Origin of the sequence: Roseateles sp. DAIF2, from assembly GCF_015624425.1 — a bacterium.
Taxonomy (GTDB): domain Bacteria; phylum Pseudomonadota; class Gammaproteobacteria; order Burkholderiales; family Burkholderiaceae_C; genus Kinneretia.
In genome coordinates this window covers 728,917-755,682 of record NZ_CP049919.1, presented here as the reverse complement: position 1 = coordinate 755,682, position 26,766 = coordinate 728,917, and the positions used below count along the sequence as shown (strand labels likewise).

The window sequence follows — 26,766 nt, the reverse complement described above, 5'->3', positions numbered from 1 at the left end:
AAATAGCGGGTGCTTCTCCCGCGCTTCGCGCTCCTCCCTGCCTGCCATGTCGTCCGCCGCCGTCACGCCGCTGCGCGTGCTCAGCGTCATCCCGCCGATGACGCAGCTGAACACGCCCTACCCCTCCACCGCCTACCTGACCGGCTTCCTGCGCTCGCGCGGCGTGCCCGCGGTGCAGGAGGACCTGGCGCTGGCGCTGATGCTGCGCCTGTTCTCGCGCGAGGGCCTGGCCCAGCTGCACGCGGCGGTGGAGGCCCTGCCGGAGGGCGCGCGCTCGGCGCGGGTGCGCAGCTTCGCCGCCCAGTACGAGCGCTATGCCGCGACCATCACGCCCGCGATCGCCTTCCTGCAGGGCCGCGACTCGACCCTGGCGCATCGGATCAACACCCGCGGCTTCCTGCCCGAGGGCCCGCGCTTCGAGACGCTGGAAGCCTATGTCGATGAGGACGGCGGCGGCGACCCGCTGGCCTGGGCCTTTGGCGCCCTGGGCCTGCAGGACCGCGCGCGGCATCTGGCCACGCTCTACCTGAACGACCTCGCCGACGTGCTGCGCGATGCGGTGGACGAGCGCTTCGAGTTCGTTCGCTATGCCGAGCAGCTGGCCACCGCCCAGCCCACCTTCGAGCCGCTGGCCGCCGCGCTGGCCGCCGCGCCGAACCTGGTGGACCGCATCCTGCAAGACCTGACCCTGGCCGCGCTGCAGCGGCACCTGCCGCAGGTCGTGCTGCTGTCGGTGCCCTTCCCCGGCGCGGTCTATGCGGCGCTGCGCATCGCCCAGGCGGTCAAGGCGCATGACCCGAGCATCCGGACCGTGCTGGGCGGCGGCTTCGTCAACACCGAGCTGCGCGAGCTGCGCGAGCCGCGCCTGTTCGACCATATCGACTACATCACCCTGGACGCCGGCGAGCGCCCGCTGCTGGCGCTGCTGGAGCATCTGGCGGGAAAACGCTCGCGGCAGCGCCTGGTGCGCACCTTCGTGCGCGACGAGGATGGGGCGGTGAAGTATGTGAACTTCGTCGAACCCGAGATCCCCTTCGACGAGGTCGGCACGCCGACCTGGGACGGCCTGCCGCTGGATCGCTACCTGTCCCTGCTGGACATGCTGAACCCGATGAACCGGCTGTGGAGCGACGGGCGCTGGAACAAGCTGACCGTGGCCCATGGCTGCTACTGGAAGAAGTGCAGCTTCTGCGACGTGTCGCTGGACTACATCTCGCGCTACGAGGCCGCCTCGGCCACCACCCTGGTGGACCGCATCGACGCGATCGTCGCCGAGACCGGCCAGACCGGCTTTCATTTCGTCGACGAGGCGGCGCCGCCGAAGGCGCTGAAGGCCCTGGCGATCGAACTGGAGAAGCGCGGCACCGCAATCAGCTGGTGGGGCAATATCCGCTTCGAGAAGACCTTCACGCCCGAGCTGTGCCAGCAGCTGGCCGACAGCGGCTGCATCGCGATCTCCGGCGGGCTGGAGGTGGCCTCGGACCGGCTGCTGCAGCTGATGAAGAAAGGCGTCTCGGTGGACCAGGTGGCGCGCGTCACCAAGGGCTTTGCCGATGCCGGCATCCTGGTGCATGCCTACCTGATGTACGGCTTCCCGACGCAGACGGTGCAGGACACGGTGGACGCGCTGGAGTATGTGCGCCAGCTGTTCGCCAACGGCTGCATCCACAGCGGCTTCTTCCACCGCTTTGCCTGCACTGTGCATTCACCGGTGGGCCAGAACCCCGATGACTACGGCGTGCAGCTGCTGCCGCTGCCGGACAGCCCCTTCGCCAAGAACGACGTCGGCTTCATCGACCCGACCGGGGTTGACCATGACCAGCTGGGCCGCGCGCTGAAGAAGGCGATCTACAACTACATGCACGGCATCGGGCTGGACGAGGATGTGCGCGCCTGGTTCGGCGGGCGGGTGCCGAAGACGACGGTGGGCCGGCATCGGATTGCGAAGGCGCTGGCTGCTAGCAGCGTCTGAACAGCGCGGTGCGACTTCATAGGCCCAGGCCGGGAGTTCGCCCCGGCGGGCGACCTACTTTCTTGCTGGTGCAAGAAAGTAGGCAAAGAAGCACCTTGAACTGCATTCGGCCGTTCTTCCATGCTCGCTGACGCTCGGTCACGGCCTCTGCAGCGATGCGGCAGCGCCCTTGATCCACGGATCGGCCATCGAGTCGCTCGCCGGGTACGGCTCGACTCCGCAGCCCTGAGCCTGCGAGCGCCGTGCAGCGTTTCCCTTGGTTCAGCCTGGGAAGGCCCAGGCTTCGAGCATCACCCGGGCGCCTGCGGCATTGGTGGCGCAGGGGATGTTGTGCACATCGCAGGCGCGCACCAGGGCGTTGATGTCGGGTTCGTGCGGCTGCGGGGTCATCGGGTCGCGCAGGAAGATCACGCCGTCAACCTCGCCCATCGCCAGGCGCGCGCCGATCTGCAGGTCGCCGCCCAAGGGGCCGCTCAGCAGGCACTCGACATGCTCAAGGCCCGCCTCGCTGCGTAGGCGGCCGCCGGTGGTGCCGGTGGCCATCAGGGTGCAGGTCTTCAGGAAGGGCGCGAACTCGGTGGCGAGTTCCACCATCGCGTCCTTCTTGTGGTCGTGGGCGATCAGGGCAAGTTTCATGGGCCGCATCTTAGGGCGACGCCGGTTACAGGCGAGCGTCGGTATGCGACTTGACCGATCAGCGTCCCAAGGTCTCCTCCAAAAATGAGATAAAGCTCTCCAGCTTGGGGGTGATCCTGGCGTCGGGCAGGCGCATCACATGAACCGGCCAGGTGGGAGCCTGCCAGTTGGCAAACAGGCGCACGAGCCGGCCGCTCTCGATGTCGTCCTTCAGCATCAACTCGGGTTGCAGGATCACGCCCAGCCCGGCCAGTGCGGCCTCGCGCAGCGCCATGCCGCCGTTCACATCAAGTCGTCCTCGCACGACGACGCGCTCGACACCTGGACCGTCGGGCCGAGAAAAGCGCCATTCGCGCTCGGGCCCGGCGGCGAACAGAAAAGCCAGGCAGTTGTGCTGCGCCAGGTCGGCGGGCACTTGCGGGGTGCCGTGGCGGGCGAGGTAGGCGGGGGAAGCGCAGGCGACGCGGGGCGATGGCCGCAGCGGTCGGGCGATCAGACCGGAGTCGGGCAGCTCGCCGACGCGGATCGCCGCATCGAAACCATCTGCCGCGAGGTCGACAAAACGGTCGTTGAGTGACAGCTCGACCTGCACATCGGGGTATCGATCCAGATAACTCGCCAGCACCGGCACCAGCGCCCGCGTCCCATAGGTGACCGGACAGCTGACGCGCAACTGGCCGCGCGGGCTGGCCTGCATCTCGCGCGCGTCGAGTTCGGCCGCCTCAAGCAGCCCCAGGATCTCGACGCACCGGGCGTGATAGCGCCTGCCCAGCTCGGTCAGGCTCTGGCGCCGCGTGGTGCGATTCAACAGCCGGCCATTGAGGCGCCGCTCGAGCTCGCGGATGTGGTTGCCAACCATGGTGGGCGTCATCGCGCTGCCTTCGGCCGCGGCGGCAAAGCTGCCACGCTCAACCACCCGCGCGAACATCGCCATGCTTGTGAAGCGATCCATTCGAAAATTTTGCTAATGAGTGATGGAAGCAGAAGGCCATTTATCAGTATTCATTAGCGAATGATAGTTGCGACCTTGTTCGACTCACCGCATCCTCATGAGCATCACAACTCTCCAGCATCAACGCGTCGTCCTGCTGGGCGGCACCTCGGGCATTGGCCTGGCAAGCGCCCAGGCGGTGCAGGCCGCGGGCGGCTCGGCGGTGGTGGTCTCCTCACGCGCCTCCAGCGTTGCCAAGGCCCTGGCCGCGCTCGGCGGGCGCGCCGAGGGGCATGCCGTCGATCTGACCGATGAGGCCGCCGTGCAACAGCTGTTCGAGCGACTTGGCCACTTCGATCACCTCGTCTACAGCGCAGGCGACTCGCTGCCGATGGGCCTGCTGGCCGAGACCGGCATCGACGCCATGCGCAAGGCCTTCGATGTGCGTGTCTTTGGCGCGATCGCCGCCGTCAGGCATGCGGTGCCTCACCTGCGTCCCGGCGGCTCGGTGGTGCTGACCGGTGGCGTGGCGAGCCTGCGGCCGCAGAAGGGCTGGACGGCGGCCGCCAGCGTCTGCGGCGCGATGGACGCCTTCACACGGGCCTTGGCCGTGGAACTGGCGCCGGTCCGCGTCAACCTCGTGAGCCCTGGCTTCGTGCGCACCCCGCTATGGGACAACATCGCCGAAGCCCAGCGCGAAGCCATGTACGCCGGCGTCGGCGCGGCCCTGCCGGTTGGCCGCGTGGGTGAGGCGCAAGACATTGCGCAGACCTATGTCTACCTGATGAGCAACCCGTATGCCACGGGCCAGGTCGTCGTCGTGGATGGGGGCGGCGTGCTGGTCTAGGGGACGACACCGGCTTACATCCGCCGCTCAAGCGCTGCGCCAAGCCGCCCTTATCCTTGCGGCCACGCACCCGAGATTCGGCGAGACGGAAGGAAAGCCCCGAACATGACCCCCATCCAGCAATGGCATGCCACCCGCCGCCTGCGGCTGCTGGTGCAGACGCTGCGCGACCTGGTGCTCTCGATGGGCCCGCTGCTGCTGCTGGGCGGAGGACTGCTGGTGGCCGCCTACTGGTGGCTGGACCCGCAGCCGCCGCGCCAGGTCCGGCTGGCCACCGGCCCGGCCGGCAGCGCCTATGCCACCTTTGGCGAGGGCTATGCCAAGGCCCTGGCCCGCGACCGCATCACCGTGGAGCTGATCGCCAGCGAGGGCGCGCAGGACGATCTGGCCCATCTGCGCTCCGGCACGGCCGATGTCGGCTTCGTGCGCGGCGGCATGGCCGATCCGCAGGCCGACACCGAGGCCGGCATCGTCTCGCTGGGCAGCCTGTTCTACGAGCCGGTCTGGATCTTCTACCGCCGCGACCTGGCGCGCCGCCAGCCGGGCGGAGAACTGCGGCGCATGGCCCAGCTGCGCGGCCTGCGCGTCAATGTGGACCAGGACGGCAGCGGCGTGCCGCAGATCATGGAGAAGCTGCTGGCGCTGAACGGGCTGAAGCCCGCCGACTTCCGGCTGAGCACCCTGGCGCCGGATGCCGCCGGCGCCGCGCTGCGCCAGGGCCGGCTCGATGCCGCGGTGCTGATCTCGGCGCCGCAGTCGGGCCTGATCCGCGAGCTGCTGCGCGACCCGGCGATCGCCCTGATGGCCTTCGAGCAGAACGAGGCCTATTCGCGGCACCTGCCCTTTCTCTCCACCGTGACCCTGCCGCGCGGCGTGGTGGATCTGGCCGCCGACCTGCCGCCGCGCGACGTGCCGCTGCTGGCCACCACCACCGCGCTGCTGGCGCGCGACAAGACCCACCCGGCGCTGCGCCAGCTGTTCGCCCAGGCCGCGCTGGGCCAGCACAGCGAGGCGGGTTGGTTCAACGGCGCGCGCGACTTCCCCAACACCCGCACCAGCGAGCTGCCGGTCAGCGCCGAGGGCGACCGGGCGATCAACGGCACCCCGCCGGCCTGGGCGCGCTACCTGCCCTTCTGGGCCGGCAATCTGCTGGAGCGCATGTGGCTGGTGGTCGGCGGCCTGCTGGTGCTGATGCTGCCACTGTCGCGCGTGATCCCGCCGCTCTACACCTTCCGCGTGCGCTCGCGCGTGTTCCGCTGGTATGCGCGGCTGCGCGAGGTCGAGGCCAAGCTGGAGACCGGCACCGGCGAGCGCGAGGTGTTGCTCAACGAGCTGGACGAACTGGACCGCGTGACGCATGGCATCGCGGTGCCGCTGTCCCATGCCGAGGAGCTCTACGCGCTGCGCAACAACATCTACGCCGTGCGCAAGCGGCTGTTGGCGCAGTCCGCGAAGTAGCGATACGCATCTGAGACGGCAGTGATGCGCGGGGGCGCAGGCTCGGCATGCGCCAAATCACGCTCGAGCGGCACGAGTCGCGCGGTGAGCCGGGCAGTTGCCGGGCGAATGCCAGGGGCTGAGCAGCACAGCGGCGCGGGGCAGCGCACGCCGGACGGCGTGCGCCTCCACAACTGACCGGGCGCGTCTGTCCGAGCGCAACGAGCACCGCGAGTGGAGCGAGTTCAGCGCCCGCCCCGCGACGCGAGCAGCGCAAGGCAGGCGGCCCGCTGGGCCGGCCCCCTGGCCTTGAGCCCCGCGGCTGCCCGGCTCGCCGTGCGACGCTCGGGGCAGTCGTCTGCCGGAACAACGGGCCGCTCAGGCCGCGCGGCGAAACCCCACCGAGGCCTGCATCAGCTTCTTCGTGTAGTCCTCGCGCACGCGGTGCGCGGCCAGCTCGGCGCTCTCCAGCTGCTCCACCATGCGGCCCTGCTGCATCACCAGCAGGCGCTCGCACATATGGGTGACGACGCCCAGGTCGTGGCTGACCATCAGGAAGGAGAGGCCGCGCTCGCGGCGCAGCGCCTCCAGCAGGTTCAGCACCTCGGCCTGCACCGAGGCGTCGAGCGCCGAGGTCGGCTCGTCCAGCAGCAGGATCTGCGGCTCCAGGATCAGCGCGCGCGCGATCGCGATGCGCTGGCGCTGTCCGCCGCTGAGCTGGTGCGGGTAGCGGAAGCGGAAACCCTGGCCCAGGCCCACCTCGTCGAGCGCGCGGCGGATACGCGCCTCGGCATCGGGCAGGCCATGGATGGCCAGCGGCTCGGCCAGGATGCGGTCCACCGTGTGGCGCGGGTGCAGCGAGCCATAGGGATCCTGGAACACCATCTGCACGCGGCGGCGGAAGGCCGCGCTGCCGGGCTCGGGCAGGCTGCCTTCGCCCGTCAGCCGGACCGTGCCGGCGCTGCGCGGCGCCAGGCCGCAGATCGCGCGCAGGATGGTCGACTTGCCGGAACCCGATTCGCCGACCAGGCCGAAGCTCTCGCCCGGCGCGAGCGTGAACGTGGCCTCGTGCACCGCGGTGAACTCGCCGAAGCGCACCTGCAGGCCCTGGACCTCGATGCCTAGACGACTGTTGCTGCTCATAGCTTCCAGCTCTCCTGGCGGTTCAGGGTCGGCAGCGGATGGCGCGACTCGCCCAGCCGCGGCAGGCAGTTCAAGAGGCCCTGCGTGTAGGGATGCTGCGCCTCGTGCAGCGCGCCGGAGCGCACCTCCTCGACCACCTTGCCGGCATACATCACCAGCACGCGGTCGCAGAAGCTCGACACCAGGCGCAGGTCATGCGAGACGAAGATCAGGCCCATGCCACGCTCTTTCACGAGCTTGTCGAGGATGGACAGCACCTGCAGCTGCACCGTGACGTCCAGCGCCGAGGTCGGCTCGTCGGCGATCAAGAGCTGCGGCTCGGCGATCAGCATCATCGCGATCATCACGCGCTGGCCCATGCCGCCCGAGACCTCGTGCGGGTAGAGCTTGTAGACGCGCTCCGGGTCGTTGATCGCCACATCGGCCAGGGCCTGCAGCACGCGCTGCTTCGCCGCCTTGGCCGACAGCCTGGTGTGCACGCTCAAGGTCTCCTCGATCTGCGCGCCGATGCGCATCACCGGGTTCAGCGAGTATTTCGGGTCCTGCAACACCATCGCGATGCTGCCGCCGCGCAGGCGCCGGCGCTCGGCCTTGCTGGCGCCCAGCAGGTCGCGGCCCTTGAAGGCCAGGCGCTTGGCGGTGATCTGCGCCTCGGGGGCGGACAGGCCCAGGATCGCGCGGCCGGTCTGCGACTTGCCGGAGCCGGACTCGCCGACGATGCCCAGCCGCTCCTGGCCCAGGGTGAAGGAGACGCCGCGCACGGCCTCGAAGACGCCGCCGTCGCGGGTCGGGAAGCTGACGCGCAGGTCGTCGACTTCCAGCAGAGGGGAAGTAGCGTCGCTCATTTATTTCTTGGGATCCAGCGCGTCGCGCAGGCCGTCGCCCAGCAGGTTGAAGGCCAGGCTGACGATGAAGATGGCAAGACCCGGCCCCGCGGCGACCCACCATTGGTCCAGCACATATTGCCGGCCGGCCGCGATCATCGCACCCCATTCGGGCAGCGGCGGCTGCGCGCCCAGGCCCAGGAAGCCCAGGCCCGCAGCGGTCAGGATGATGCCGGCCATGTCCAGCGTGACGCGCACGATCACCGAGGGCAGGCACAGCGGCATGATGTGGCGCAGCACGATGCGGCTGTGCGAGGCGCCGACCAGCTGCACCGCCGAGATGTAGTCGGCCTGGCGGATCGTCAGGGTCTCGGCGCGCGCGATGCGGGCATAGGGCGGCCAGGAGGTCAGCGCGATCGCCAGCACCGCGTTCTCGATGCCGGGGCCGAGCGCGGCGACGAAGGCCAGCGCCAGGATCAGGCGCGGGAAGGCCAGGAAGATGTCGGTGATGCGCATCAAGGCGCCGTCGATCCAGCCGCCGCGGTAGCCGGCCACGGTGCCGACGATCAGGCCGATCGGCGCGGCCAGCAGGGCCACCAGCACCACGACGAAGAGCGTGATGCGCGAGCCGTGGATGATGCGCGAGAGGATGTCGCGGCCCTGGTCGTCGGTGCCGAACCAATGCGCAGCCGAGGGCGGCAGCAGCCGCGTGGTGCTGAGGTCGCCGACATGCGGGTGGTAGGGCGCGAGCTGCGGCGCGAAGGCGGCCAGCAGCACCAGACCCAGCACGATGATCAGCCCGGCCAGCGCCAGGCGGTTGCGGGCGAAGGTGCGCCAGCCGGCATAGGCGCGGCCCAGCGCGGCCTGGCGGCGCGACTCGGGCCGCTCCGACATCAGCCAGTCGTGGAGACTTTGGGCACTCATCGCGCGCGGGTCCTCGGGTCAAGCAATCGGTACAACAAGTCGGACAGCAGGTTGAGCGCAATGAAGATCGAGCCCACCACCAGGGTGCCGCCCAGCACCGCGTTCATGTCGGCGTTCTGCAGCGAGTTGGTGATGTACAGGCCCAGGCCCGGCCAGGCGAACACGGTCTCGGTCAGCACCGAGCCCTCGAGCAGGCCGGCATAGGACAGCGCGATCACGGTGACCAGCGGCACCATCGCGTTGCGCAAGGCATGGCGCCAGACGATGCGCGCTTCCGAGAGGCCCTTGGCGCGCGCCGCGATCACGTATTCCTGGCTCAGCTCGTTGAGCATGAAGGAACGCGTCATGCGGCTGATATAGGCCAGCGAGAAATAGCCCAGCAGCGCACCCGGCAGGGCCAGATGGGCAAAAGCGTTGCGGAAGGCGTCCCAGCCATTGCCGTCCAGCGCGGACAGCGCGGTATCGACCAGCATCAGCCCGGTCACCGGGGTGATGCTGTACTCGAACGCGACGTCGATGCGCCCCGGCCCGGCGACCCAGTCCAGCTTGGCGTAGAACACCACCAGGGCCATCAGGCCGAGCCAGAAGATCGGCACCGAATAGCCGACCAGGCCCATCACCCGCACCGCCTGGTCCGCCAGGCCGCCGCGCCGCACCGCGGCCCAGACGCCCAGCGGCACGCCCAGGCCGGCGCCCAGGATGATGCCGACCGTGGCCAACTCCAGGGTGGCGGGGAAGACGCGGCCGATGTCCTGGATCACCGGGTTGGCGGTCAGGATCGAGGTGCCCAGGTCACCGCGGGCGACCTGGGTCAGGTAGATCCAGAACTGCTCCCAGAGCGGCTTGTTGAAGCCCATCTCCTCGCGCACGCGCTGGATCACATGCTCGGGCGCGCGGTCGCCGACGATGGCCAGCACCGGGTCGACCGGGATCACCCGGCCGATGAAGAAGGTGACGGCCAGCAGCCCCAGATAGGTCAGCGCGATCGTCAGCAGGAAGCTGCCCAGCGCCTTCGCGCCGGGCTTGAAACGCAACAACATCGAAACAGGTCCCCGCTCAGCTCGTCATCACTTCTTGCTGATGGTGAACATGTAGTTGCTGGAGAAGGTCGGGCCGAGCTTCAGGTTCTCCACATTGTTGCGATAGGCCGCCACCTCGGTCTGCTGGAACAGCAGCACGAAGGGGCTGGTCTTGCGCACCTCGGCCTGGATCTCCTGGTACAGCGCGGCACGCTTCTTGGCGTCGCGCTCCAGCGCGGCGGCGTCGCTCTTCTTGGTCAGCTCGGGGATCTCCCAGGCATTGCGCCAGGCCAGCGGCTTGTTGGTCGCGCCGTCGCTGTTGTCGGTGTTGCGCGCGAAGGTGTCGGCATTGGTGTGCGGATCCCAGTAGTCGGTGCCCCACTGGCCGATGTAGATGTCGTGCGTGCGGGCGCGGTACTTGGTCAGGGTCTGCTTGCCGTCGCCGGGGATGATCTCGATGTCGATGCCGGCGCGCTTGGCGGTCTGCTGGAAGTTCTCGGCGATGCCCTGCACCGGCTGCACCGTGCGCATGTCGATCGTCACCTTGAAGCCGTTCGGCAGGCCGGCCTTGGCCAGCAGGCCCTTGGCCTTGTCCACGTCCAGCTTGAAGGGGTTCTCGGTGCTGGCGCCCAGCAGGCCCACCGGCAGGAAGTTCTGGTGGATGCGGCCGATATGCTGGATCAGGGTCTTGCCGATGCCCTCATAGTCGACCAGATACTTCATGGCCTCGCGCACCTCGGGCTTGGCGAGGTTGGCGTTCTTCATGTTGAAGCTCATGTAGTAGACCGTGCCCTTGGGCTGGGTCGTGATCTTCACGTCCTTGCTGGCCGACAGCGCGGTCACGTCCTGCGGCGAGAGATTGCGCGCGATGTCGATGTCGCCCTTCTCCAGCAGCAGGCGCTGGGTGGCGGCCTCCTTCACATGGCGGTAGATCACGCGCGCCAGCGGCGCCTTGGCGCCCAGCGTGTAGTTGGCGTTGCGCTCCAGCGCGACGATCTCGTTGGCGCGCCATTCGCGCAGCTTGTAGGGGCCGGAGCCGGCGTAGTTGGTCTTGAGCCAGGCGTAGCCCATGTCGCCATTGGCCTCCTTGCTCTGCACCAGCTTCTTGTCCAGCACCGAGGCGACGTCGGCGGTCAGCGCGTTCAGCACCAGGGTGGTCGCGTAGGCCTTGTCGGTCTCGATCGTCAGCGAGAGCGGGCCGGTCTGCTTGATGCGGTCCTTGACCACGTCCTTCTTCAGGCCGAACTGGGTCAGGATGAAGGCGGGGGTCTTGTCCAGCAGCACCGCGCGCTGCAGCGAATAGACCACGTCCTCGGCGCTCAGCGGGTTGCCGGAGGCGAACTTCAGGTTGGGCTTGAGCTCGAAGCTGAAGGTCTTGCCGTCGGCCGAGACGGTCCAGCTCTTGGCGAGGTCGCCGACCTGTTGCGAGGGATCCTTGATGTCCAGGCGCACCAGGCGGTCATAGGTGTTGCCCATGATCTCGCCGGCGGACAGCTCGAAGGACTCGGCCGGGTCCATCGTGATGATGTCGTCGAAGGCGAAGGCCTGCACCAGGGTGTCCTTGGGCGTGGCGGCCTGGGCGCCGTTCAGGCCGTAGGCCAGCGCCAGGCTGGCGGCCAGCAGGCCATGCATCGCACGGCGGCTGACGGTGATCTTGTTCTGGATCGGCAGGACTTGTCTCATACGCTCCTCGACTGACAGAAAAAACGGTGGGGCATCTTAGCCCGCGGATTCTTGCCCGCCGCGGCGCCGCCGCCCTGGGTGGAAACCAGCAGCCGCAGCGATCCGGAGATAGCGCTTCGGGGGTCGGCCATAGCTGCAGGGTATGGCGCGTGCGCAGCTGGGTGCCGCTGCACAATGGCGGCGCAGCCCCACTCTCCACAAGCACCAGCGATGAGCATCGAACTCTCCAAGGAAGCCCGCCAGCGCGCGATCGATTCGATCCAGCGCTACTTCGACACCCAGATGGACGAGCCGATCGGCAACATCGCCGCCGGCGCGCTGCTCGGCTTCCTGCTGGAAGAGATCGGGCCCAGCATCTACAACCAGGCGGTGGCCGATGTGCAGGAGCGGCTGCAGCAGCGCGTCGCCGAGCTGGACCTGGAGGTGCACGAGGACGAGTTCGGCTACTGGCGCAAGCACGATGCGGCGCAGCGCAAGAAGAGCGCGCGCTGAGCTGAAGGGCCCACCATGCTGAAACTGCTGCTCTGGTGTCTGCTGTTCCTGCTGTGCTGGCCGCTGGCGCTGCTGGCCCTGCTGCTGTGGCCGCTGCTCTGGCTGGTCTCGCTGCCCCTGCGGCTGATCGGCGTCAGCGTCGAGGCGCTGTTCGCGCTGCTGCGCGCCCTGCTGATGCTGCCGGCGCGTCTGCTGGGCGGCAAGCCGCGCTGAGATGGCGGCCATCGAATTCGACACCGCACGGCTGCGCCTGCGCAACTGGCGGGAGAGCGATCGCGCGCCCTTTGCCGCGCTGAATGCCGACCCGGTCGTGATGGAGTTTTTCGCCAGCCGGCCGGACCGCGAGCAGAGCGACGCCAGCATCGATGCCTGGACGGAACAGATCGCCACGCGCGGCTGGGGCCTGTGGGCCGCCGAGACCCTGGAGGGCGGCGACTTCATCGGCTTCGTCGGCCTGGCGGTGCCGCGCTGGCCCCTGCCCTTCTCGCCCTGCGTGGAGATCGGCTGGCGCCTGGCCCGCCCCTTCTGGGGCCGCGGCCTTGCCAGCGAGGCCGCGAGCGCCGTGCTGGCCCTGGGCTTCGAGCGCCTGGAGCTGCCTGAGATCGTGTCCTTCACGACCCTGCAGAACCAGCGCTCGCGCGCGGTGATGGAGCGCATCGGCCTGCGCCTCGACCCGGCCGGCGAATTCGAGCATCCGGCCCTGCCCGAGGGTCATGTCTTGCGCCGGCATTGCCTGTACCGGCTGGCACGGGCCGACTGGCGGGCGGCCTGATCAACCACGGCCGGGGCGCCCGGGAAGAAGGAACGACCGCCACATCGGGTTGCCACCCTGATCAGATTGATGCGGCGGCCGCTCGGGTGACATAGTCGCCGCCGCGGCCCGGTGGCGGCTTGATCTGGCTCAGCGTTTGGGCTTGGCCGGTGCGATCAGCAGATTGCCCACGCCGGCGTTCATCGCGTTCAGGATGTCGCCGTTGTCCTGGCTCAGCTCCCAGGCGAACACGCCGGCCAGGCCGGCCTGCACCGCATAACGGCCCTTGGCCTGCACCGCGCGCGGATCGTCGTAGCCGATCCAGAGCTTGAGCTTGGGGTGGTAGAGGCTCCAGGCCTCGGTGGTGCTGTCGAAGCGGGCCTCGAAGCCGCGCTGGCCGCGGCCGCGCCGGTCCAGGTAGCGCGCGGCGATCTCGCGGTAGCTCAGCGCGCCCTCGCCGCCCGGATAGGCGCCGGTCTTGGCCGCGCCGGTGCTCGAGCCCGCCGCGCCGGCAAAGCCGCGGCCGTAGATCGCGACGCCGGCCACCAGCTTGGACGCCGGCACGCCGGCCGCCGTCATGTTGCGCACCGAGCGCTCCAGGCTGTCGTCGGCCTGCGGGGCGCTGCTCTTCAGGGTGGTGTGATGGCCGACGCTGTCGGACCAGCCGCCGTAGAAGTCGTAGGTCATCATGAACACCAGGTCCAGCGCACCGGCCGCCTGCTTGAAGTTGATGCGGTCGACGATGGCGCTGGTGCTGTTGATCGCGGTGCTCAGCTGGTAGAGCCGGCCGGTCTCGGCGGTCAGCGCGTTCAGCCCGGCGCGCAGCTCGGTCATCAGGTCCGCATAGCCCTGGCCGTCGGCCGGGGCGCCGAGCTGCACGCCATTGACCGCGCCGTTGCCGCCCGGATGCTCCCAGTCGATGTCGATGCCGTCGAAGCCCGGATGCTCGCGCAGGAAGCGCTGCGCCGAGGCGATGAAGACGGCGCGCCGCGCCGGATCATTGGCCAGGTGGAAGAAGGGGTCGGAGCCGCCCCAGCCGCCGACCGAGGCCAGCACCTTCAGATGCGGCTGGCGCGCCTTCAGCCGCGCGAAGGCCGCGTCGAAGCGCTGGTCCACCGGCCCGGTGCCGAGCTCGAAATCCTTCTTGCCCTGGCACTTGGGCGCGTCCACCGCCAGCTGGCCCGGGCCGCAGATGCGCAAGAAAGCATAGAGCAGATGGGTCAGGCTGCCGGGCTGGATGCGGTCCACCACCGCCTCGCTCTCCCAGTTCGGCACATAGGCACCGACCACCTTGCCGCCGCTGCGCTCCACCTCCAGCGGCCCGGCGCCGAACAGGGCCGGCGACTGGGCGTTGGCGAGCAGCGGGGACAGGGCAAGGGCGGCGCTCAGCAGCAGGGATCGCATCGGGGTTCGGCTCCAGGTTCGGAGCGCGAAGCCTAACACCAATCAAATACCAATCAAGGGGCAGGCTGCACCCGGATCTGCAGTTCGCGCATGCTCTGCGTCTCGGCGTCGCTGCTGCTGATCACGCCCGGCTGCGGGCTGCGGGCCACGCCGCCGCGGCGCGCCACCGTCATCCATTCGCCCAGCGCCACCTGCACGGTGGACAGGATCTCGGCCTCGCCCGCCGCGCCGGCCGGGGCCAGCGCGCGCAGCTCCACCCGCACCGGCTGGCGCCCGCCGGGCCAGGAGGGCGTCAGCGCGAAGCCGCGCCGGCGCTCGATGGGCAGGCTGCGCGACTGCGCATAGACCTGCGCCCGCGGCGGCGCCTGGCCCGGGCCACCGCCACCACGCAGGGCCACGCCATAGTCCAGCCATTGCAGCAGCTCGGTCTCGGCCAGCATCACGCTGGCGGTGGCGCCATTCAGCACCAGCACCTGCTGCTGGGCCTCGACGCCCTCCTCGACGCGGCGCGTCGACAGGCTGATGCCGCCGGGGCGCGGCGAGACGCTGCCCGCGGTGCCGACCACCACGCCGCCCTGGCGCGTGCCGGCGATCGCGGCGCCGCTGACGCCGGACTCGACCCAGCGCAGCTCCACCAGCAGGTTCTGGCGCGGCTGCGCCCAGGCCGGCGCCGCGCACAGCGCCAGGAGCAGCAGGGAGGAGAAAGGACGGCGGCCGATCATGGCCCGAGCATACATGGCAGGATGCGCGCCATGGCCAAGACGACGACGCCCCCGGTGCGTATCTACGGCATGGCGGAGCGCTCCGACCACCTGGACTTCGACATCCGCGACCAGGCCCGGCGCGCGCCGCTGACCCAGCCGCACAAGCATGAGTATTTCCAGATCCAGGTGAATCTGGCCGGCGAGACGCGCCAGCAGATCGGCGGCGCGCTGCGCCCCTTCCCGCCGCGCGCGCTGAGCTTCGTGCTGCCGCACCGCATGCACCTGGTGCCGCATCCGGCCGGCACCGAATGGCTGGTGGTGAACTTCAGCCCGCGCTTTCTGCGCCCGGACCTGGCCGCCGTCGACCCGCTGGACCTGGAGGATGTGCCGCTGAGCCTGGCGCCGGAGCTGGCGCCGTTCCAGTTCCAGGAGCATCTGGACTTCGTCTTCGATGCCGTGGATTTCGATGCCGTGCTGGCCCTGCTGGCGACGATGCGGCGCGAGAACGCGGCGCGCCAGCGCCTGGCCTCGGCCGCGGCGATCCGCGGCGCGCTGCTGCAGCTGCTGGCCCTGACCTGCCGGCGCTGGGAGAGCGAGCTGAGCGCGCTGGCCGCGGCCCAGGCGCAGCAGGGCGGCCGGCGCGCGGCGCTGGCGCGGGTGCTGCGCTATCTGCGCGAGCAACTGGCCGGCGAACCGACCCTGGCCGCGGCGGCCGAGGCCGCCTGCCTCTCGCCCAACTACCTGGCCCATCTGCTGAAGAAGGAAACCGGCCGCACCTTCACCGAGCTGCTGACCGAGCGCCGCCTGGCGCTGGCCCAGGAGCTGCTGCTGAGCGGCGGCCCGGCCACGCGCATCGGCGAGATCGCGCGGCGTTGCGGCTTCGCCGACGAGGCCTACTTCGCGCGGCGCTTCCGCCAATGGCATGGCCAGAGTCCCAGCGCCTGGCGCGCGGCGCGGCTGAATTCCGTCCAAGACAAGCGTTGATGCGTCCTGCCGGCCGCGCCGGCGCGCTCCTAAGCTGAAGGCGACAAACCAAGAACCTTCAGAACCGGAGACCAGCCCCATGGACCGTCGACATATGCTGATCAACACCACCGCCTCCGCCGCGGGCGGCCTGCTGGCCGCCGGCTGCGCCAGCGTCACCGCCACGCCCTCGCAACCCGCCCCCTTTGCGCTGCGCATCCCCGCCGTGCCTATTGCAGGGTCCAACGAGGTCTTCCCGGTGCACCGCATCTACTGCATCGGCCGCAACTACGCGGCCCATGCGCGCGAGATGGGCTCGGACCCGACCCGCGAACCGCCCTTCTTCTTCCAGAAGCCCAGCGACGCGGTGCAGTTCGTCGCCCCCGGGCAGACCGCCGAGCACCCCTATCCCGCGCTGACCAGGAACTACCACTACGAGGTGGAACTGGTCGCGGCGCTGAAGAGCGGCGGCCGCGACATCCCGCTCGACCAGGCGCTGTCCCATGTCTACGGCTACGCGATCGGCCTGGACATGACGCGGCGCGATCTGCAGCGCGCGATGGGCGACCAGAAAAAACCCTGGGAGATCGGCAAGAGCTTCGACCTCTCGGCCCCGATCGGCCCGATCCACCCGGTGGCCGCCACCGGCCATTTCCTGAAGGGCGCGATCTCGCTGGCGGTGAACGGCCAGCTCAAGCAGAGCGCCGATCTGAGCTACATGATCTGGAGCGTGGCCGAGCAGATCAGCCGGCTCTCCGAGGCCTTCGAGCTGAAGGCCGGCGACCTGATCTACAGCGGCACGCCGGAGAACGTCGGGCCGGTGGTCAGGGGCGATGTGATGCTGGCCAGGATCGAGGGGCTGCCGGAGCTAAGCCTGCGCGTCGTCTGAGCGTGGTCCTTGCGGCGGCCCGGCGGACTATTTCGAACTGGGCGAGCGCGTCCCGATGCGCCGGCCCTCCGTCAGCGCCGGCCGTTGAGCGCGCCGCAGCGCTGGATGTCGCAGGCGGTCGGCAGGCTGGCGCGGTATTCGGCATAAGCCTTCATCACCGCCGCGTCACGCGCGAAGCAGTGGTTGCCTCGGCCATCGTGGTAATAGGACATCACGTCCACGCAGCGCCGCGAATGCGCGACCAGGCCGAGGAAATGCCCCATCTCGTGCGACAGCACCAGCTGCAGGGTCGCATCGGCCGGATGCTGTGGGTTGCGCTGGCGCAGCAGCGCAAAGGCGGCCGGGCTCAGCGAAAGCCGGCGCCGGCCCAGGTCGGCCAGGCCGAAGCCGCCGCGCGCGCCGGCCTCGTCCCATAGCACCCGCACACGCGCCTGCGCCGGATCGGGCCGCTGCGCGGCGTCCAGCGCACGCACCTGGATCGGCAGGCCGCAGGGCGCCCAGGCGCCGGCCGCGCGCTCCAGCAGGCGCAACACCAGGGCCGAGTCGAGCCAGATCGGCGCACCGGCGCTTTCATACTCAAACAGCCAGGCCGCGCTGGCCGAGGGCCCGTCGCGGCCGTCGGGCCAGGTGCTCAGCTCGCCGGGCGCGCAATGGGCGATCTCCTGCGCGCGCAGGCCCTGCGGATCGAGCGCCCAGGCCGCCGGGACAAGCGCCATCAGTAGCAGCAGCAGCGCGCCGAGCCGCCTCATGCCGGCCGCAGGCGATGGCGCAGCGGCCACAGCAGGTTCAACGCCAGGCCGCTCATCACCAGCGCCGCCGCGCCCAGCTTCCAGGCCGGCAGCGGCTCGCCCAGGAACAGCGCGGCGCTGCCCATGCCGAACACCGGCACCAGCAGGGCCAGCGGCACGACGGTGGCCGCCGCATGGCGTGCCAGCAGCCAGCCCCACATGCCGTAGCCGAACAGGGTGTTGCCCAGCGACTGCCACAGCACCGCGGCCCAGGTGCCCGCATCGGCCCGGGCCAGACCCGCGGCGATCGCGGCCGGGCCCTCGACCAGCAGGGACAGCAGGATCAGCGGCGGCACCGCGAACAGGCTGGTCCAGACCATATAGGCCAGCATGTTCACCTGACCCGCGCGCTTGCCGACCATATTGCCGCAGGCCCAGGAAAAGGCCGCCAGCAGCACCATCGCCACGCCCAGCACCGTGGTGCTGCCGTCGGTGTGCAACGCGATCACGCCGATGCCGCTGGCCGCCAGCGCCAGGCCCGCCCATTGGTAGGCCTGCACATGCTCCCGGGCCAGGCGCACCGCCAGCAGCAGGGTGAAGAACACCTGGGTCTGCACCACCAGCGAGGCCAGACCCGGCGAGATCTGCGCGCGCATCGCCAGGTACAGCACGCCGAACTGACCCACGCCGATCAAAAGGCCATAGGCCGCCAGATTGCGCCAGGAGGTGGGCGGGCGCGGCAGAAAGAAGATCGCCGGCAGCACCGCGAAGGCAAAGCGCAGCGCCGCGAACAGCAGCGGTGGCAGCGCCCCCAGCGCCAGCTTGATCACGACGAAGTTGCTGCCCCAGATCGCGACGACGACCAGCGCGAGCAGCAGATGGCGGGCGGGCATGGCGACAGCGGCGGCAGAGCTCATGGACCGCAGCCTAGCCGATCCCGGCGCGCCGGGCTCATCGTCGATGCTTGCCGGGTTCGGTCCTCACACAAGGCCCTGCAAACCGAGGCCGCCTAGCGACGCCCGCGTCTCGCGGCCCGGCCACCGCGACTGCCTCTGGGCGGCGGCGCGGGCGGCGGCGGAGGAGCAGGCGGCAGCGGCGGGCACAGCCAGCGCGAACCCCAGAAGCCGCGCCGCAACTCGTCCAGCGCGTCCTGATGGGCCGCCAGCAGGTGGCGGCCGCTGAGTTTCTCGAAGCGGTGCAGGCCGATCAGATAGGCCAGGGCGCGGCCGCCGGGCATGGCACCGGCCCAGCCCAAAGCCAGCATCAAGGGCGCGATCAGGAACATGCCGAAATCCTCGTCCAGGCCCGCGAGTTGAAGCAGCGGGTACAAACACAGGAGCAGACTCAGCAGCAACCAGCCGCGGCGATCCATGAAGCCCGCCTGACTCAGCTCGGGCGGGACCTCAGCGCGCATGGCCCAGCGCCCCACATCCACCGCGGCCTGCAGCCAGGCCGCCTCGGCATGCACACCCTCCCGGCGCATGCGATCAATGGCTTGTAGCAGCCCCGCCAGCCATGGCAACCCCAGGCTTGCCAGCACGGCCAGCACAGCCCAGCCCAGCAGATCGGCCCGCTCAAGGGTGTAGACCACCAGGGCCCCTGCACAGCCCTGCGCAAATGACAGGTAGCCCAACTTGGCAAACAGCAGGCACGCAGCCAGTTGCAAGGGATTACCGAGGCGCGCCCGATACTTCAACCACAGCCCCAGACCATTCCGAGTAAGCCTACGGCCAGCCACAGGCGAGGCGCTGGCAGGCCCAGGAACGGCGCGAGCATCAGCAGGCCGAATACCGGAATCCCGGCCATCACGACCCAGATCGACCGGAAGACGGATGGGTGGAAACCAGATGGCTTCATTCGGCTAGTGCAAGACCGCGCACACGCCGGTGCACGCCCTTGCCCTCCGCGGCGCTCACCGAGCGGCTCGCCGCGTGGTCTGGCTGTCTCTTGCCGGAGTCGGTGGCAGCGGCGGGCACAACCAGCGGGAGCCCCAAAAGCCGCGACGCAGTTCGTTCAGTTCGCCCTCATACGCCGCCAGCAAATGGCGGCCGCTGCGCTTCTCGAGCAGAGACAGCCCGATCAGATAGGCCTGCATGCGCCCCAAAGGCTGCGCCCAGGCCCAGCCGAAGTACAGCAGCGCGGGCACGGCGAGGAACACGGCATAGTTCCGATCCATGCCGGCCAACTCGAGCACCAGGGGCAGGTTCAACCCAAGCCCGATCAGCGGCCACAAATATCGATCCACGAAGGACGGCACCTTCGCATCGTTTGCCGCCTTCGCCCGCATGGCCCAGCGGTCGACATCCACCATCGGAGGCAGCCAGGCGGCATTGACGTGGATACCCTCTCGCCTCATCCTGCTCCAGGCCTGCAACAGACCGATCAGCCAGGGCGACAGCAGGCTCAGCAGCAGCAGGGCACTGGTCCAGCCCAGCATCTCCGGCCTTGCCAGCAGTTGCTTCACCATCAGACCCGCGCCTCCCAGCGCGAACGAGAGGTAGGAGAGCGTGCCGAAAAGCAGAAACGCCGCCAACTGCAGGGGATTGCCCAGACGTGCGCGGTACTTCAGCCACCCGCCCCAGGACAACCCCAGCAGGCTCACCGTCACCCACAGGCCCGGCGCCGGCAAGCCGAAGAAAGGCGTCAACACCAGCAGGCTGGCCGCTGCCAACACCGGCATCGCGAGCCACAGCGCGTGCAAGCCGGCCGGATGAAATGACATCAAGGTCATCGCGCCAGCCCGCGCTCCATCAAGCCGGCACTTTTGTCGTCCATGCCGGTGGAGGTCCAGACCGCCTGGGCCACGATCCCCACCCCCAGCCCGATGATCAGCAGGGGCAGGCCGGCCACGCCGGCAGCAACGAGCACTGCCGTCACCGCGACCGACACCCCAAATCCCACCAGATTCCCCGACTGGCTCCGCGCCGAATCCACCGCGAAGCGCGGCATGTCGAAGTGCATGCCCTTGGCGTCGACCCGCGTCGCGTTGTAGGCGTCGATGGCCGCGGAGGGGGCGAAGGTCAGGATGCCGGCGCCGGGCATGCGCGAGGACCAGCCCAGCGGCGAGCGCGCGATGCGGGCCTCGCCGACCTGCTGACCCCAGACGCCCGCATGCCGCATCGCGCCGGCGGCCGGGGTGGTATAGGTCCCGCCGGCGGTGCGGCCGCGCCAGGCAGCGGCGCCGCCGGTCGCGTCGATCACCTTCATCGGCAGGCCCTTGATGCGCAGGCGCGGACGCGGGCGGCCGCGACCGGTCTTGTTGGCGTTGTAGACCTCCATGAACTCGTTGATGCGCACGCGCTGCGTGCTGCCCGAGCTGACGGCCGCGGTGGCGCGGGCCAGCGCCGGGCCGGTGGTGGCCTGGGCGCGGGCCTGCATGGCGATCTGGGCCGTGCCCGCGGCAGTGCCGAGGATGTTGCCCGGCCCGACCGTCGCCGCCTGGAGCTGGCTGCCGAAGCTCTTGTCCGGCGGCGAGCCGAGCAGGTAGTCGGAGATCCACTGGCTCGGCGGCGCCGGCTGCTGCACCGGCGCCTGGTAGGGCATGGGCCGCAGCGAGGGGCCACCGGCGCCCGGCGGCTGCGCCATCAGGCCCTGCAGCAGGGTCTGGGCGAAGGGCTCATCCAGATCGAAGTCGCCATCGAGCCGGTCCTGCGTGATGTTGTAGCCGTCGCGGTGGCACATGCCGATCTCGCCCACCGAGGGGCCCCGCTGCCCGCGCCTGCGCAGCTCGGCCGCAATCCGGGCCGCCTCCTGCTGCGCACGTTGTTGTGCCGCACTGTCTGCCATGGTTCTTGCACTCCCTGGGACATGGTTTTGTTTTGTCCGCGCCGAACTCTACCCGTGCGGGGTGCTCGGCAGGCAGCGTGGCAGCGGCCGCAGTTGTAAGCGCGTGTGTTTGCGCCGGGCGCCCGCTAGCTAGCCGGCCAGCCGCAGGTGCCCCAGCGGCATCGCCCCGCCGGCCTTGACCTCGCCCAGCGAGAAGCTGGTGTGGATGTCCTTGACGTTGGGCAGGTTCAGCAGGGTGTCGATCGAGAAGCGGCTGAAGGCGTCCAGGTCCGTGGCCATCACCTGCAGCTCGAAGGTGCCGGCGCCGGAGATGTAGTGGCAGGCCACCACCTCGGGCAGCGCGCGGATCGCCGCCTCCAGCTCGCGGGTCACGCTGCCGGCGCTGCGCTCGGTGTCCACCCGCACGAAGGCCAGCACGCCCAGGCCGATGCGGCGGCGGTCGATCTCGGCGCGATAGCCGGTAATGTAGCCCTGCTCCTCCAGCCAGCGCACGCGCCGCCAGGTCGGCGCGGCCGACAGGCCGATGCGCGCCGCCAGCTCGGCGTTCGAGAGCCGCGCGTCGCGCTGCAGCTCGACCAGGATGGCGATGTGATACCGGTCCAGGCCTTCGCCCGGCTCCTCGCCGGCGGCGGAGCCGGAATTGTTTCTAATGGTTTGCCCTGATACGGGCTTTTTGGAAGCCAATCTGAATTCCTAGCGGCATTGTCAGCAAGATTATTGCTCAAGCAGCCCGCTCGGCGCGTAAATGAGAAAGCACCGCGCGGGCCGCTTTCCCTACACTGCGCGGCGGGTCTACTCGGTTCTCTGCGCGCTCACACCATCGTCACAACCCGCCGCGGGCCACCAGCCCTGGCGAGCCAGGCTCAGAGCGCAGAGAACCCTCAAAGAGACCATACTTGTCGAACGGAAGGGCTGCCACAAGCGGCCCCGTCCCGCAGGTTCGACGCCCCATCAGGAGCCCAAAGCCAATGAATGCACCGCTGCCCGAACATATCCTGCGCGCCCTGGAAAAGGTCTCGCTGGACGACAAATACGCGCTGGACCATGGCCGCGCCTTCATGAGCGGCGTGCAGGCGCTGGTGCGGCTGCCGATGCTGCAGCGCACGCGCGACGCGATGGTGGGGCTGAACACCGCCGGATTCATCTCCGGCTACCGCGGCTCGCCGCTGGGCGGCTACGACCAGATGCTGATGCAGGCCAAGAAGCACCTGGCCAAGCAGAACATCGTGTTCCAGCCGGGCGTCAACGAGGAGCTGGGCGCGACCGCCGTGTGGGGCACGCAGCAGCTCGACCTGTTCCCCGAGAAGAACAAGTTCGACGGCGTGTTCGGCATCTGGTACGGCAAGGGCCCGGGCGTGGACCGCTGCATCGACGTCTTCAAGCATGCCAACATGGCCGGCACGGCCAAGCATGGCGGCGTGATCGCGGTGGCCGGCGACGACCATATCGCCAAGAGTTCGACCGCCGCGCACCAGAGCGACCATGTGTTCAAGGCGGTCGGCTTCCCGGTGTTCTTCCCCAGCAGCGTGCAGGACATCCTGGACATGGGCCTGCATGCCTTCGCGCTGAGCCGCTTCTCGGGCCTGTGGTCGGGCCTGAAGACGATCCAGGAGATCGTCGAATCGTCCGCCTCGATCAGCGTCGACCCGGACCGCGTCAACATCATCCTGCCGGAAGACTTCCAGATGCCCGAGGGCGGCCTGCACATCCGCTGGCCGGACCCGCCGCTGGAGCAGGAAGCGCGGCTGATGGATTACAAGTGGTACGCCGCCCTGGCCTATATCCGCGCCAACAAGCTGAACTACAACGTCGTCAGCACCCCCAACGACCGCTTCGGCATCATCGCCAGCGGCAAGGCCTGGAACGACACCCGCCAGGCGCTGCACGACCTGGGCCTGGACGACGACACCTGCCGGCGCCTCGGCATCCGGCTGCACAAGGTCAATGTGGTGTGGCCGCTGGAGGCCACGATCACGCGCGACTTCGCCCAGGGCCTGCAGGAGATCCTGGTGGTCGAAGAGAAGCGCCAGATGATCGAGTACCAGATCAAGGAAGAGCTCTACAACTGGCGCCCCGATGTGCGGCCGAACGTGCTGGGCAAGTTCGACGAGATTGAGGGCGACATGAGCGGCGGCGAATGGAGCCAGCCGAATCCGAGCAAGAACTGGCTGCTGCGCCCGCAGGCCGACCTGACCCCGGCCATCATCGCCCGCGCGATCGCCAAGCGCCTGAAGAAGCTGGGCGTCGACGCCGACGTGGCCGCGCGCCTGGATGCCCGCGTCGCGATCATCGACGCCAAGGAGAACGCGCTGAAGGCGGAGGAGAAGACCGCCGGCGGTGCCGACCGCACGCCCTGGTTCTGCTCCGGCTGCCCGCACAACACCTCGACCCGCGTGCCCGAGGGCTCGCGCGCGGTGGCCGGCATCGGCTGCCATTACATGGTCAGCTGGATGCCCGGCCGCAACACCGCCACCTTCACCCAGATGGGCGGCGAGGGCGTGCCCTGGGTCGGCCAGCAGCCCTTCACGACCGAGAAGCACATCTTCGCCAACCTCGGCGACGGCACCTACTTCCACTCGGGCCTGCTGGCGATCCGCCAGAGCATCGCCTCGGGCGTCAACATCACCTACAAGATCCTCTACAACGACGCGGTCGCGATGACCGGCGGCCAGCAGGTCGGCGAGCGCCCCGAAGGCCACAGCGTGATGCAGATCATGCAGAGCGTCACCGCCGAGGGCGTGACCAAGCTGGTGATCGTCACCGACGAACCGGCCAAGTACAACGGCATCTCGCTGCTGGCCGGCGTCACCGTGCACCACCGCGACGAGCTGGATGCGATCCAGCGCCAGTTCCGCGAGATCCCCGGCACGACGGCCATCATCTACGACCAGACCTGCGCCACCGAGAAGCGGCGCCGCCGCAAGCGCGGCAAGCTCGTCGACCCGGCCAAGCGCGTCGTCATCAACGAGCTGGTCTGCGAGGGCTGCGGCGACTGCTCGGTGCAGTCCAACTGCCTGTCGGTCGAACCGCTGGAGACCGATTTCGGCCGCAAGCGCCAGATCAACCAGAACACCTGTAACAAGGACTTCAGCTGCGTGAAGGGCTTCTGCCCCAGCTTCGTCACGATCGAGGGCGGCGAGCTGAAGAAGCCGAAGAAGGACAAGCGCGTCAGCCCCTTCGACGCCGCGCTGGCCCCGATCCCGCAGCCGCTGATCCCGAATGCCGAACAAGCCTGGGGCATCGTCGTCGCCGGCGTCGGCGGCACCGGCGTGATCACGATCGGCCAGTTGCTGGGCATGGCCGCGCATCTGGAGGGCAAGGGCGTGATCACGCAGGACGCCGCCGGCCTGGCCCAGAAGGGCGGCGCGACCTGGAGCCATATCCAGATCGCCAACGATCCCGAAGCCATCCACTGCACCAAAGTCGGCACCGCCGAGGCCGAGCTGGTGATCGCCTGCGATTCCATCGTCGCCGCCAACAAGAGCACGCTGGCCGTGATGCGCGAGGGCCGCACCTTCGTCGCGCTGAACACCCATGGCTCGCCGACCGCCAGCCTGGTGAACAACGCCGACTGGAGCTTCCCCGGCGCGGCCTGCGAGGCCGCCGTCGGCAAGGCCGTCGGGGCCGAGCACCTGGGCATGTTCGATGCCGAGGAAGTGGCCGTGAAACTGCTGGGCGACTCGCTCTACACCAACCCGCTGATGCTGGGCTACGCCTGGCAGAAGGGCAAGGTGCCGCTCTCCTATGCCGCGCTGATGCGCGCGATCGAGCTGAACGGCGTGCAGATCGACAACAACAAGGCCGCCTTCGAATGGGGCCGCCGCTGCGCCCAGGACCTGGCCGCGGTGAAATCGCTCTATGCGGCGCAGCAGGTCATCAACATCGTCAAGCGCCCCGGCGTCGACGAGATCGTCACCAAGCGCGTCGAGTTCCTGACCGACTACCAGAACGCCGCCTACGCCGAGACCTACAAGGCCTTCGTCGAGAAGGTGCGCGCCGCGGAGGCGCCGCTGGCCAGCACCCGCCTGACCGAGGCGGTGGCCCGCTACCTGTTCAAGCTGATGGCCTACAAGGACGAGTACGAGGTCGCGCGCCTGCACACCGACACCAAGTTCACCGACAAGATCAAGGCCCAGTTCGAGGGCGATTACAAGATCGTGCACCACCTGGCCCCGCCGCTCTTGGCCAAGAAGAACGACAAGGGCGAGCTGATCAAGCAGCAGATGGGCGGCTGGGTGCGCCCGGCCTTCGGCATCCTGGCCAAGCTGAAGGGCCTGCGCGGCACCGCCTTCGACATCTTCGGCCACACCGAGGAGCGCAGGACCGAGCGCGCGCTGATCGGCGAGTACCGCGCCAGCATCGACGCCATCCTGGCCAAGGGCCTGAGCACCGAGCGCCTGGCGCTGGCCGCCGAGATCGCGCGCATCCCCGAGGAGATCCGCGGCTACGGCCATGTCAAGCACCGCCACCTGGTGGCGGCGCGCGCCAAGTGGGAGCAGCTGATGCAGCAGTGGCGCCAGGCGGCCTGATCCCGGCCGTTTCCGCCAAGCCCGTCACGACCCGCAGTCCTCCTTTGGAGGGGGCTGCGGGTTTTTTCTTGGGCCGCGCGCGCACCCGACCGTAGACTCCCCCGGCCCCTCAGCGGGCGCAAAAAAACTACCACCCATCACAAGGGAGTCTCACATCGTGCATCCATTCATCCACAAGCTGCTGGCCCTTGGCCTGCTGGCCGGCAGCGCCCTGGCCTGGGCTCAGACCGGTAACGACAGCAGCAAGGCCTGGGACGAGGCCCGCCAGGCCGCCAAGGCCGGCCCGCAGGACATCGCGGTGGCCGGCCAGGCCACCCTGCATCTGCCCGAAGGGCGCGTCTTCATCCCGCAGCCGCAGGCCGGCCAGCTGCTGCGCGCGATGGGCAACCCGGGCGATCACCAGGACCTGCAGGGGCTGGTGTTCCCGCAGGACGAGAAGGGCGGCAGCGGCTGGTTCGCCACCCTGCGCTACGAGGCCTCCGGCTACATCAGGGACGGCGACGCCAAGGAGTGGAACGCCGACGATCTGCTGAAGAGCTATCGCGAGGGCACCGAGGCCGCCAACGAGGAGCGCGCCAAGATGGGCGTGCCGGCGCTGGAGATCACCGGCTGGGCCGAGAAGCCGGCCTACGCGGCCGACACGCAGCGCCTGGTCTGGGCGATGAGCTCGCGCCACAAGGGCGCGCCGGCCGGCGACGAACCGGGCGTCAACTACAACACCTATGCGCTGGGCCGCGAGGGCTATCTGAGCCTGAACCTGATCACCGACCTGAAGGACCTGCCCGCCCACAAGGGCGAGGCCCAGGCCCTGCTGGGCGCGCTGCAGTTCGACGACGGCAAGCGCTACGCCGACTTCAACAGCAGCACCGACAAGGTGGCCGAGTACGGCCTGGCGGCGCTGGTGCTGGGCGTCGGCGCGAAGAAGCTGGGCTTCTTCGCCGCCGCCCTCGCCTTCCTGGCCAAGTTCGCCAAGGTGTTCGCGCTGGCCGCCCTCGGCCTGGGCGGCGTGCTGATGAAGTTCCTGCGCCGCAACAAGCCGCAGACCTGAGGCGCCGCACAGCCGTGCGCTGGGTCGAGCGTGCGCAAGGCCTGACCCCTCCCGGA

At 69.3% G+C, this 26,766-nt stretch carries 25 protein-coding genes; 10 read left to right on the top strand and 15 right to left on the bottom strand.

Translation table 11 applies throughout. From position 1 onward, the window contains the following. Window positions 1-46: 46 nt before the first annotated feature. On the top strand, window positions 47-1,972 hold the full coding sequence (locus G8A07_RS03535; RefSeq protein ID WP_195795741.1) for a radical SAM protein: 1,926 nt from the start codon (window positions 47-49) through the stop codon (window positions 1,970-1,972). 261 nt (window positions 1,973-2,233) lie between these two features. Here G8A07_RS03535 and G8A07_RS03530 read toward each other — a convergent pair whose 3' ends face one another. Together G8A07_RS03530 and G8A07_RS03525 are read right to left on the bottom strand one after the other, a co-directional pair. Then, window positions 2,234-2,608: a methylglyoxal synthase gene (locus G8A07_RS03530; RefSeq protein ID WP_371816425.1), complete on the bottom strand. Its 375-nt coding sequence runs from the start codon at window positions 2,606-2,608 to the stop codon at window positions 2,234-2,236. A gap of 58 nt (window positions 2,609-2,666) precedes the next feature. Then, a complete protein-coding gene (locus tag G8A07_RS03525) occupies window positions 2,667-3,542 on the bottom strand; it encodes a LysR family transcriptional regulator (RefSeq protein WP_371816424.1) in 876 nt (291 codons plus the stop codon). Window positions 3,543-3,657: 115 nt separating this feature from the next. Between G8A07_RS03525 and G8A07_RS03520 the strand changes: the two genes are divergently transcribed. Both G8A07_RS03520 and G8A07_RS03515 read left to right on the top strand, forming a co-directional pair. After that, window positions 3,658-4,386, top strand: coding sequence for an SDR family oxidoreductase (locus tag G8A07_RS03520; RefSeq protein WP_195795738.1), 729 nt, complete (start codon window positions 3,658-3,660; stop codon window positions 4,384-4,386). A gap of 105 nt (window positions 4,387-4,491) precedes the next feature. After that, complete coding sequence (locus G8A07_RS03515) at window positions 4,492-5,844, top strand: TAXI family TRAP transporter solute-binding subunit (protein WP_195795737.1); 1,353 nt, start codon at window positions 4,492-4,494, stop codon at window positions 5,842-5,844. A 357-nt stretch (window positions 5,845-6,201) separates the two neighbouring features. Here G8A07_RS03515 and G8A07_RS03510 read toward each other — a convergent pair whose 3' ends face one another. From G8A07_RS03510 to G8A07_RS03490, 5 genes are read right to left on the bottom strand one after another with little or no spacing between them, the layout of a single operon-like run. After that, on the bottom strand, window positions 6,202-6,966 hold the full coding sequence (locus G8A07_RS03510; RefSeq protein WP_195795736.1) for an ABC transporter ATP-binding protein: 765 nt from the start codon (window positions 6,964-6,966) through the stop codon (window positions 6,202-6,204). After that, a complete protein-coding gene (locus G8A07_RS03505; RefSeq protein WP_195795735.1) occupies window positions 6,963-7,811 on the bottom strand; it encodes an ABC transporter ATP-binding protein in 849 nt (282 codons plus the stop codon). Before G8A07_RS03505 ends, G8A07_RS03510 begins: the two co-directional genes overlap by 4 nt. After that, window positions 7,812-8,714 carry a nickel transporter permease gene (gene nikC / locus G8A07_RS03500; RefSeq protein ID WP_195795734.1) on the bottom strand — a complete coding sequence of 301 codons (903 nt, stop codon included), beginning with the start codon at window positions 8,712-8,714 and terminating at the stop codon, window positions 7,812-7,814. Next, the gene (locus tag G8A07_RS03495) at window positions 8,711-9,754 is read right to left on the bottom strand and encodes an ABC transporter permease (protein WP_195795733.1); all 1,044 of its coding nucleotides are present in this window, start codon (window positions 9,752-9,754) and stop codon (window positions 8,711-8,713) included. The genes nikC and G8A07_RS03495 overlap by 4 nt, the downstream gene beginning before the upstream one ends. Before the next feature lie 27 nt (window positions 9,755-9,781). Further along, on the bottom strand, window positions 9,782-11,365 hold the full coding sequence (locus G8A07_RS03490; RefSeq protein ID WP_195797574.1) for an ABC transporter substrate-binding protein: 1,584 nt from the start codon (window positions 11,363-11,365) through the stop codon (window positions 9,782-9,784). A gap of 261 nt (window positions 11,366-11,626) precedes the next feature. Here G8A07_RS03490 and G8A07_RS03485 point away from each other — a divergent pair, with 261 nt between their 5' ends. The 3 genes from G8A07_RS03485 to G8A07_RS03475 are packed head-to-tail and all read left to right on the top strand — an operon-like array spanning window position 11,627 to window position 12,680. Continuing rightward, entirely contained in the window at window positions 11,627-11,908 is a 282-nt protein-coding gene (locus tag G8A07_RS03485) for a DUF2164 domain-containing protein (protein ID WP_195795732.1), read from the top strand. A 15-nt stretch (window positions 11,909-11,923) separates the two neighbouring features. Then, window positions 11,924-12,121 carry a hypothetical protein gene (locus G8A07_RS03480; RefSeq protein ID WP_195795731.1) on the top strand — a complete coding sequence of 66 codons (198 nt, stop codon included), beginning with the start codon at window positions 11,924-11,926 and terminating at the stop codon, window positions 12,119-12,121. A 1-nt stretch (window position 12,122) separates the two neighbouring features. Beyond that, complete coding sequence (locus tag G8A07_RS03475; protein WP_195795730.1) at window positions 12,123-12,680, top strand: GNAT family N-acetyltransferase; 558 nt, start codon at window positions 12,123-12,125, stop codon at window positions 12,678-12,680. Between the two features lie 129 nt (window positions 12,681-12,809). On the opposite strand, the gene G8A07_RS03470 is transcribed toward G8A07_RS03475, so the two are convergent. Continuing rightward, a complete protein-coding gene (locus tag G8A07_RS03470) occupies window positions 12,810-14,063 on the bottom strand; it encodes a glycoside hydrolase family 18 protein (protein WP_195795729.1) in 1,254 nt (417 codons plus the stop codon). Window positions 14,064-14,116: 53 nt separating this feature from the next. Further along, the gene (locus G8A07_RS03465; RefSeq protein ID WP_195795728.1) at window positions 14,117-14,785 is read right to left on the bottom strand and encodes a hypothetical protein; all 669 of its coding nucleotides are present in this window, start codon (window positions 14,783-14,785) and stop codon (window positions 14,117-14,119) included. 30 nt (window positions 14,786-14,815) lie between these two features. On the opposite strand from G8A07_RS03465, the gene G8A07_RS03460 reads away from it, so the two are divergent. Beyond that, the gene (locus tag G8A07_RS03460) at window positions 14,816-15,751 is read left to right on the top strand and encodes an AraC family transcriptional regulator (RefSeq protein ID WP_195795727.1); all 936 of its coding nucleotides are present in this window, start codon (window positions 14,816-14,818) and stop codon (window positions 15,749-15,751) included. A 79-nt stretch (window positions 15,752-15,830) separates the two neighbouring features. Then, window positions 15,831-16,619, top strand: coding sequence for a fumarylacetoacetate hydrolase family protein (locus G8A07_RS03455; RefSeq protein ID WP_195795726.1), 789 nt, complete (start codon window positions 15,831-15,833; stop codon window positions 16,617-16,619). 71 nt (window positions 16,620-16,690) lie between these two features. Here G8A07_RS03455 and G8A07_RS03450 read toward each other — a convergent pair whose 3' ends face one another. The 6 genes from G8A07_RS03450 to G8A07_RS03425 all read right to left on the bottom strand — a co-directional run bounded on the left by G8A07_RS03450 (window position 16,691) and on the right by G8A07_RS03425 (window position 21,784). Beyond that, window positions 16,691-17,368, bottom strand: coding sequence for a hypothetical protein (locus tag G8A07_RS03450; RefSeq protein ID WP_195795725.1), 678 nt, complete (start codon window positions 17,366-17,368; stop codon window positions 16,691-16,693). Beyond that, on the bottom strand, window positions 17,365-18,240 hold the full coding sequence (locus G8A07_RS03445) for an EamA family transporter (protein WP_213086226.1): 876 nt from the start codon (window positions 18,238-18,240) through the stop codon (window positions 17,365-17,367). Before G8A07_RS03445 ends, G8A07_RS03450 begins: the two co-directional genes overlap by 4 nt. A gap of 116 nt (window positions 18,241-18,356) precedes the next feature. After that, a complete protein-coding gene (locus tag G8A07_RS03440; protein ID WP_195795723.1) occupies window positions 18,357-19,013 on the bottom strand; it encodes a hypothetical protein in 657 nt (218 codons plus the stop codon). A gap of 246 nt (window positions 19,014-19,259) precedes the next feature. Further along, on the bottom strand, window positions 19,260-20,078 hold the full coding sequence (locus G8A07_RS03435; protein WP_195795722.1) for a hypothetical protein: 819 nt from the start codon (window positions 20,076-20,078) through the stop codon (window positions 19,260-19,262). Beyond that, entirely contained in the window at window positions 20,075-21,133 is a 1,059-nt protein-coding gene (locus tag G8A07_RS03430) for a hypothetical protein (protein ID WP_195795721.1), read from the bottom strand. Before G8A07_RS03430 ends, G8A07_RS03435 begins: the two co-directional genes overlap by 4 nt. Window positions 21,134-21,262: 129 nt before the next feature. Continuing rightward, the gene (locus G8A07_RS03425; RefSeq protein WP_195797573.1) at window positions 21,263-21,784 is read right to left on the bottom strand and encodes an Lrp/AsnC family transcriptional regulator; all 522 of its coding nucleotides are present in this window, start codon (window positions 21,782-21,784) and stop codon (window positions 21,263-21,265) included. 317 nt (window positions 21,785-22,101) lie between these two features. On the opposite strand from G8A07_RS03425, the gene G8A07_RS03420 reads away from it, so the two are divergent. Further along, window positions 22,102-25,662, top strand: a complete 3,561-nt coding sequence (locus G8A07_RS03420; RefSeq protein WP_195795720.1) for an indolepyruvate ferredoxin oxidoreductase family protein — start codon at window positions 22,102-22,104, stop codon at window positions 25,660-25,662. 157 nt (window positions 25,663-25,819) lie between these two features. Then, complete coding sequence (locus G8A07_RS03415) at window positions 25,820-26,710, top strand: DUF2167 domain-containing protein (protein ID WP_371816423.1); 891 nt, start codon at window positions 25,820-25,822, stop codon at window positions 26,708-26,710. Window positions 26,711-26,766: the final 56 nt, after the last annotated feature.

Coding starts and splice junctions, on each gene's coding strand:
- nikC (WP_195795734.1), bottom strand. CDS start 8,714: ATGAGTGCCCAAAGTCTCCACGACTGGCTGATGTCGGAGCGGCCCGAG.
- G8A07_RS03475 (WP_195795730.1), top strand. CDS start 12,123: ATGGCGGCCATCGAATTCGACACCGCACGGCTGCGCCTGCGCAACTGG.
- G8A07_RS03490 (WP_195797574.1), bottom strand. CDS start 11,365: ATGCATGGCCTGCTGGCCGCCAGCCTGGCGCTGGCCTACGGCCTGAAC.
- G8A07_RS03435 (WP_195795722.1), bottom strand. CDS start 20,078: ATGACCTTGATGTCATTTCATCCGGCCGGCTTGCACGCGCTGTGGCTC.
- G8A07_RS03460 (WP_195795727.1), top strand. CDS start 14,816: ATGGCCAAGACGACGACGCCCCCGGTGCGTATCTACGGCATGGCGGAG.
- G8A07_RS03430 (WP_195795721.1), bottom strand. CDS start 21,133: ATGGCAGACAGTGCGGCACAACAACGTGCGCAGCAGGAGGCGGCCCGG.
- G8A07_RS03510 (WP_195795736.1), bottom strand. CDS start 6,966: ATGAGCAGCAACAGTCGTCTAGGCATCGAGGTCCAGGGCCTGCAGGTG.
- G8A07_RS03485 (WP_195795732.1), top strand. CDS start 11,627: ATGAGCATCGAACTCTCCAAGGAAGCCCGCCAGCGCGCGATCGATTCG.
- G8A07_RS03530 (WP_371816425.1), bottom strand. CDS start 2,608: ATGAAACTTGCCCTGATCGCCCACGACCACAAGAAGGACGCGATGGTG.
- G8A07_RS03520 (WP_195795738.1), top strand. CDS start 3,658: ATGAGCATCACAACTCTCCAGCATCAACGCGTCGTCCTGCTGGGCGGC.
- G8A07_RS03470 (WP_195795729.1), bottom strand. CDS start 14,063: ATGCGATCCCTGCTGCTGAGCGCCGCCCTTGCCCTGTCCCCGCTGCTC.
- G8A07_RS03495 (WP_195795733.1), bottom strand. CDS start 9,754: ATGTTGTTGCGTTTCAAGCCCGGCGCGAAGGCGCTGGGCAGCTTCCTG.
- G8A07_RS03465 (WP_195795728.1), bottom strand. CDS start 14,785: ATGATCGGCCGCCGTCCTTTCTCCTCCCTGCTGCTCCTGGCGCTGTGC.
- G8A07_RS03480 (WP_195795731.1), top strand. CDS start 11,924: ATGCTGAAACTGCTGCTCTGGTGTCTGCTGTTCCTGCTGTGCTGGCCG.
- G8A07_RS03535 (WP_195795741.1), top strand. CDS start 47: ATGTCGTCCGCCGCCGTCACGCCGCTGCGCGTGCTCAGCGTCATCCCG.
- G8A07_RS03505 (WP_195795735.1), bottom strand. CDS start 7,811: ATGAGCGACGCTACTTCCCCTCTGCTGGAAGTCGACGACCTGCGCGTC.
- G8A07_RS03455 (WP_195795726.1), top strand. CDS start 15,831: ATGGACCGTCGACATATGCTGATCAACACCACCGCCTCCGCCGCGGGC.
- G8A07_RS03525 (WP_371816424.1), bottom strand. CDS start 3,542: ATGGCGATGTTCGCGCGGGTGGTTGAGCGTGGCAGCTTTGCCGCCGCG.
- G8A07_RS03515 (WP_195795737.1), top strand. CDS start 4,492: ATGACCCCCATCCAGCAATGGCATGCCACCCGCCGCCTGCGGCTGCTG.
- G8A07_RS03445 (WP_213086226.1), bottom strand. CDS start 18,240: ATGCCCGCCCGCCATCTGCTGCTCGCGCTGGTCGTCGTCGCGATCTGG.
- G8A07_RS03420 (WP_195795720.1), top strand. CDS start 22,102: ATGAATGCACCGCTGCCCGAACATATCCTGCGCGCCCTGGAAAAGGTC.
- G8A07_RS03450 (WP_195795725.1), bottom strand. CDS start 17,368: ATGAGGCGGCTCGGCGCGCTGCTGCTGCTACTGATGGCGCTTGTCCCG.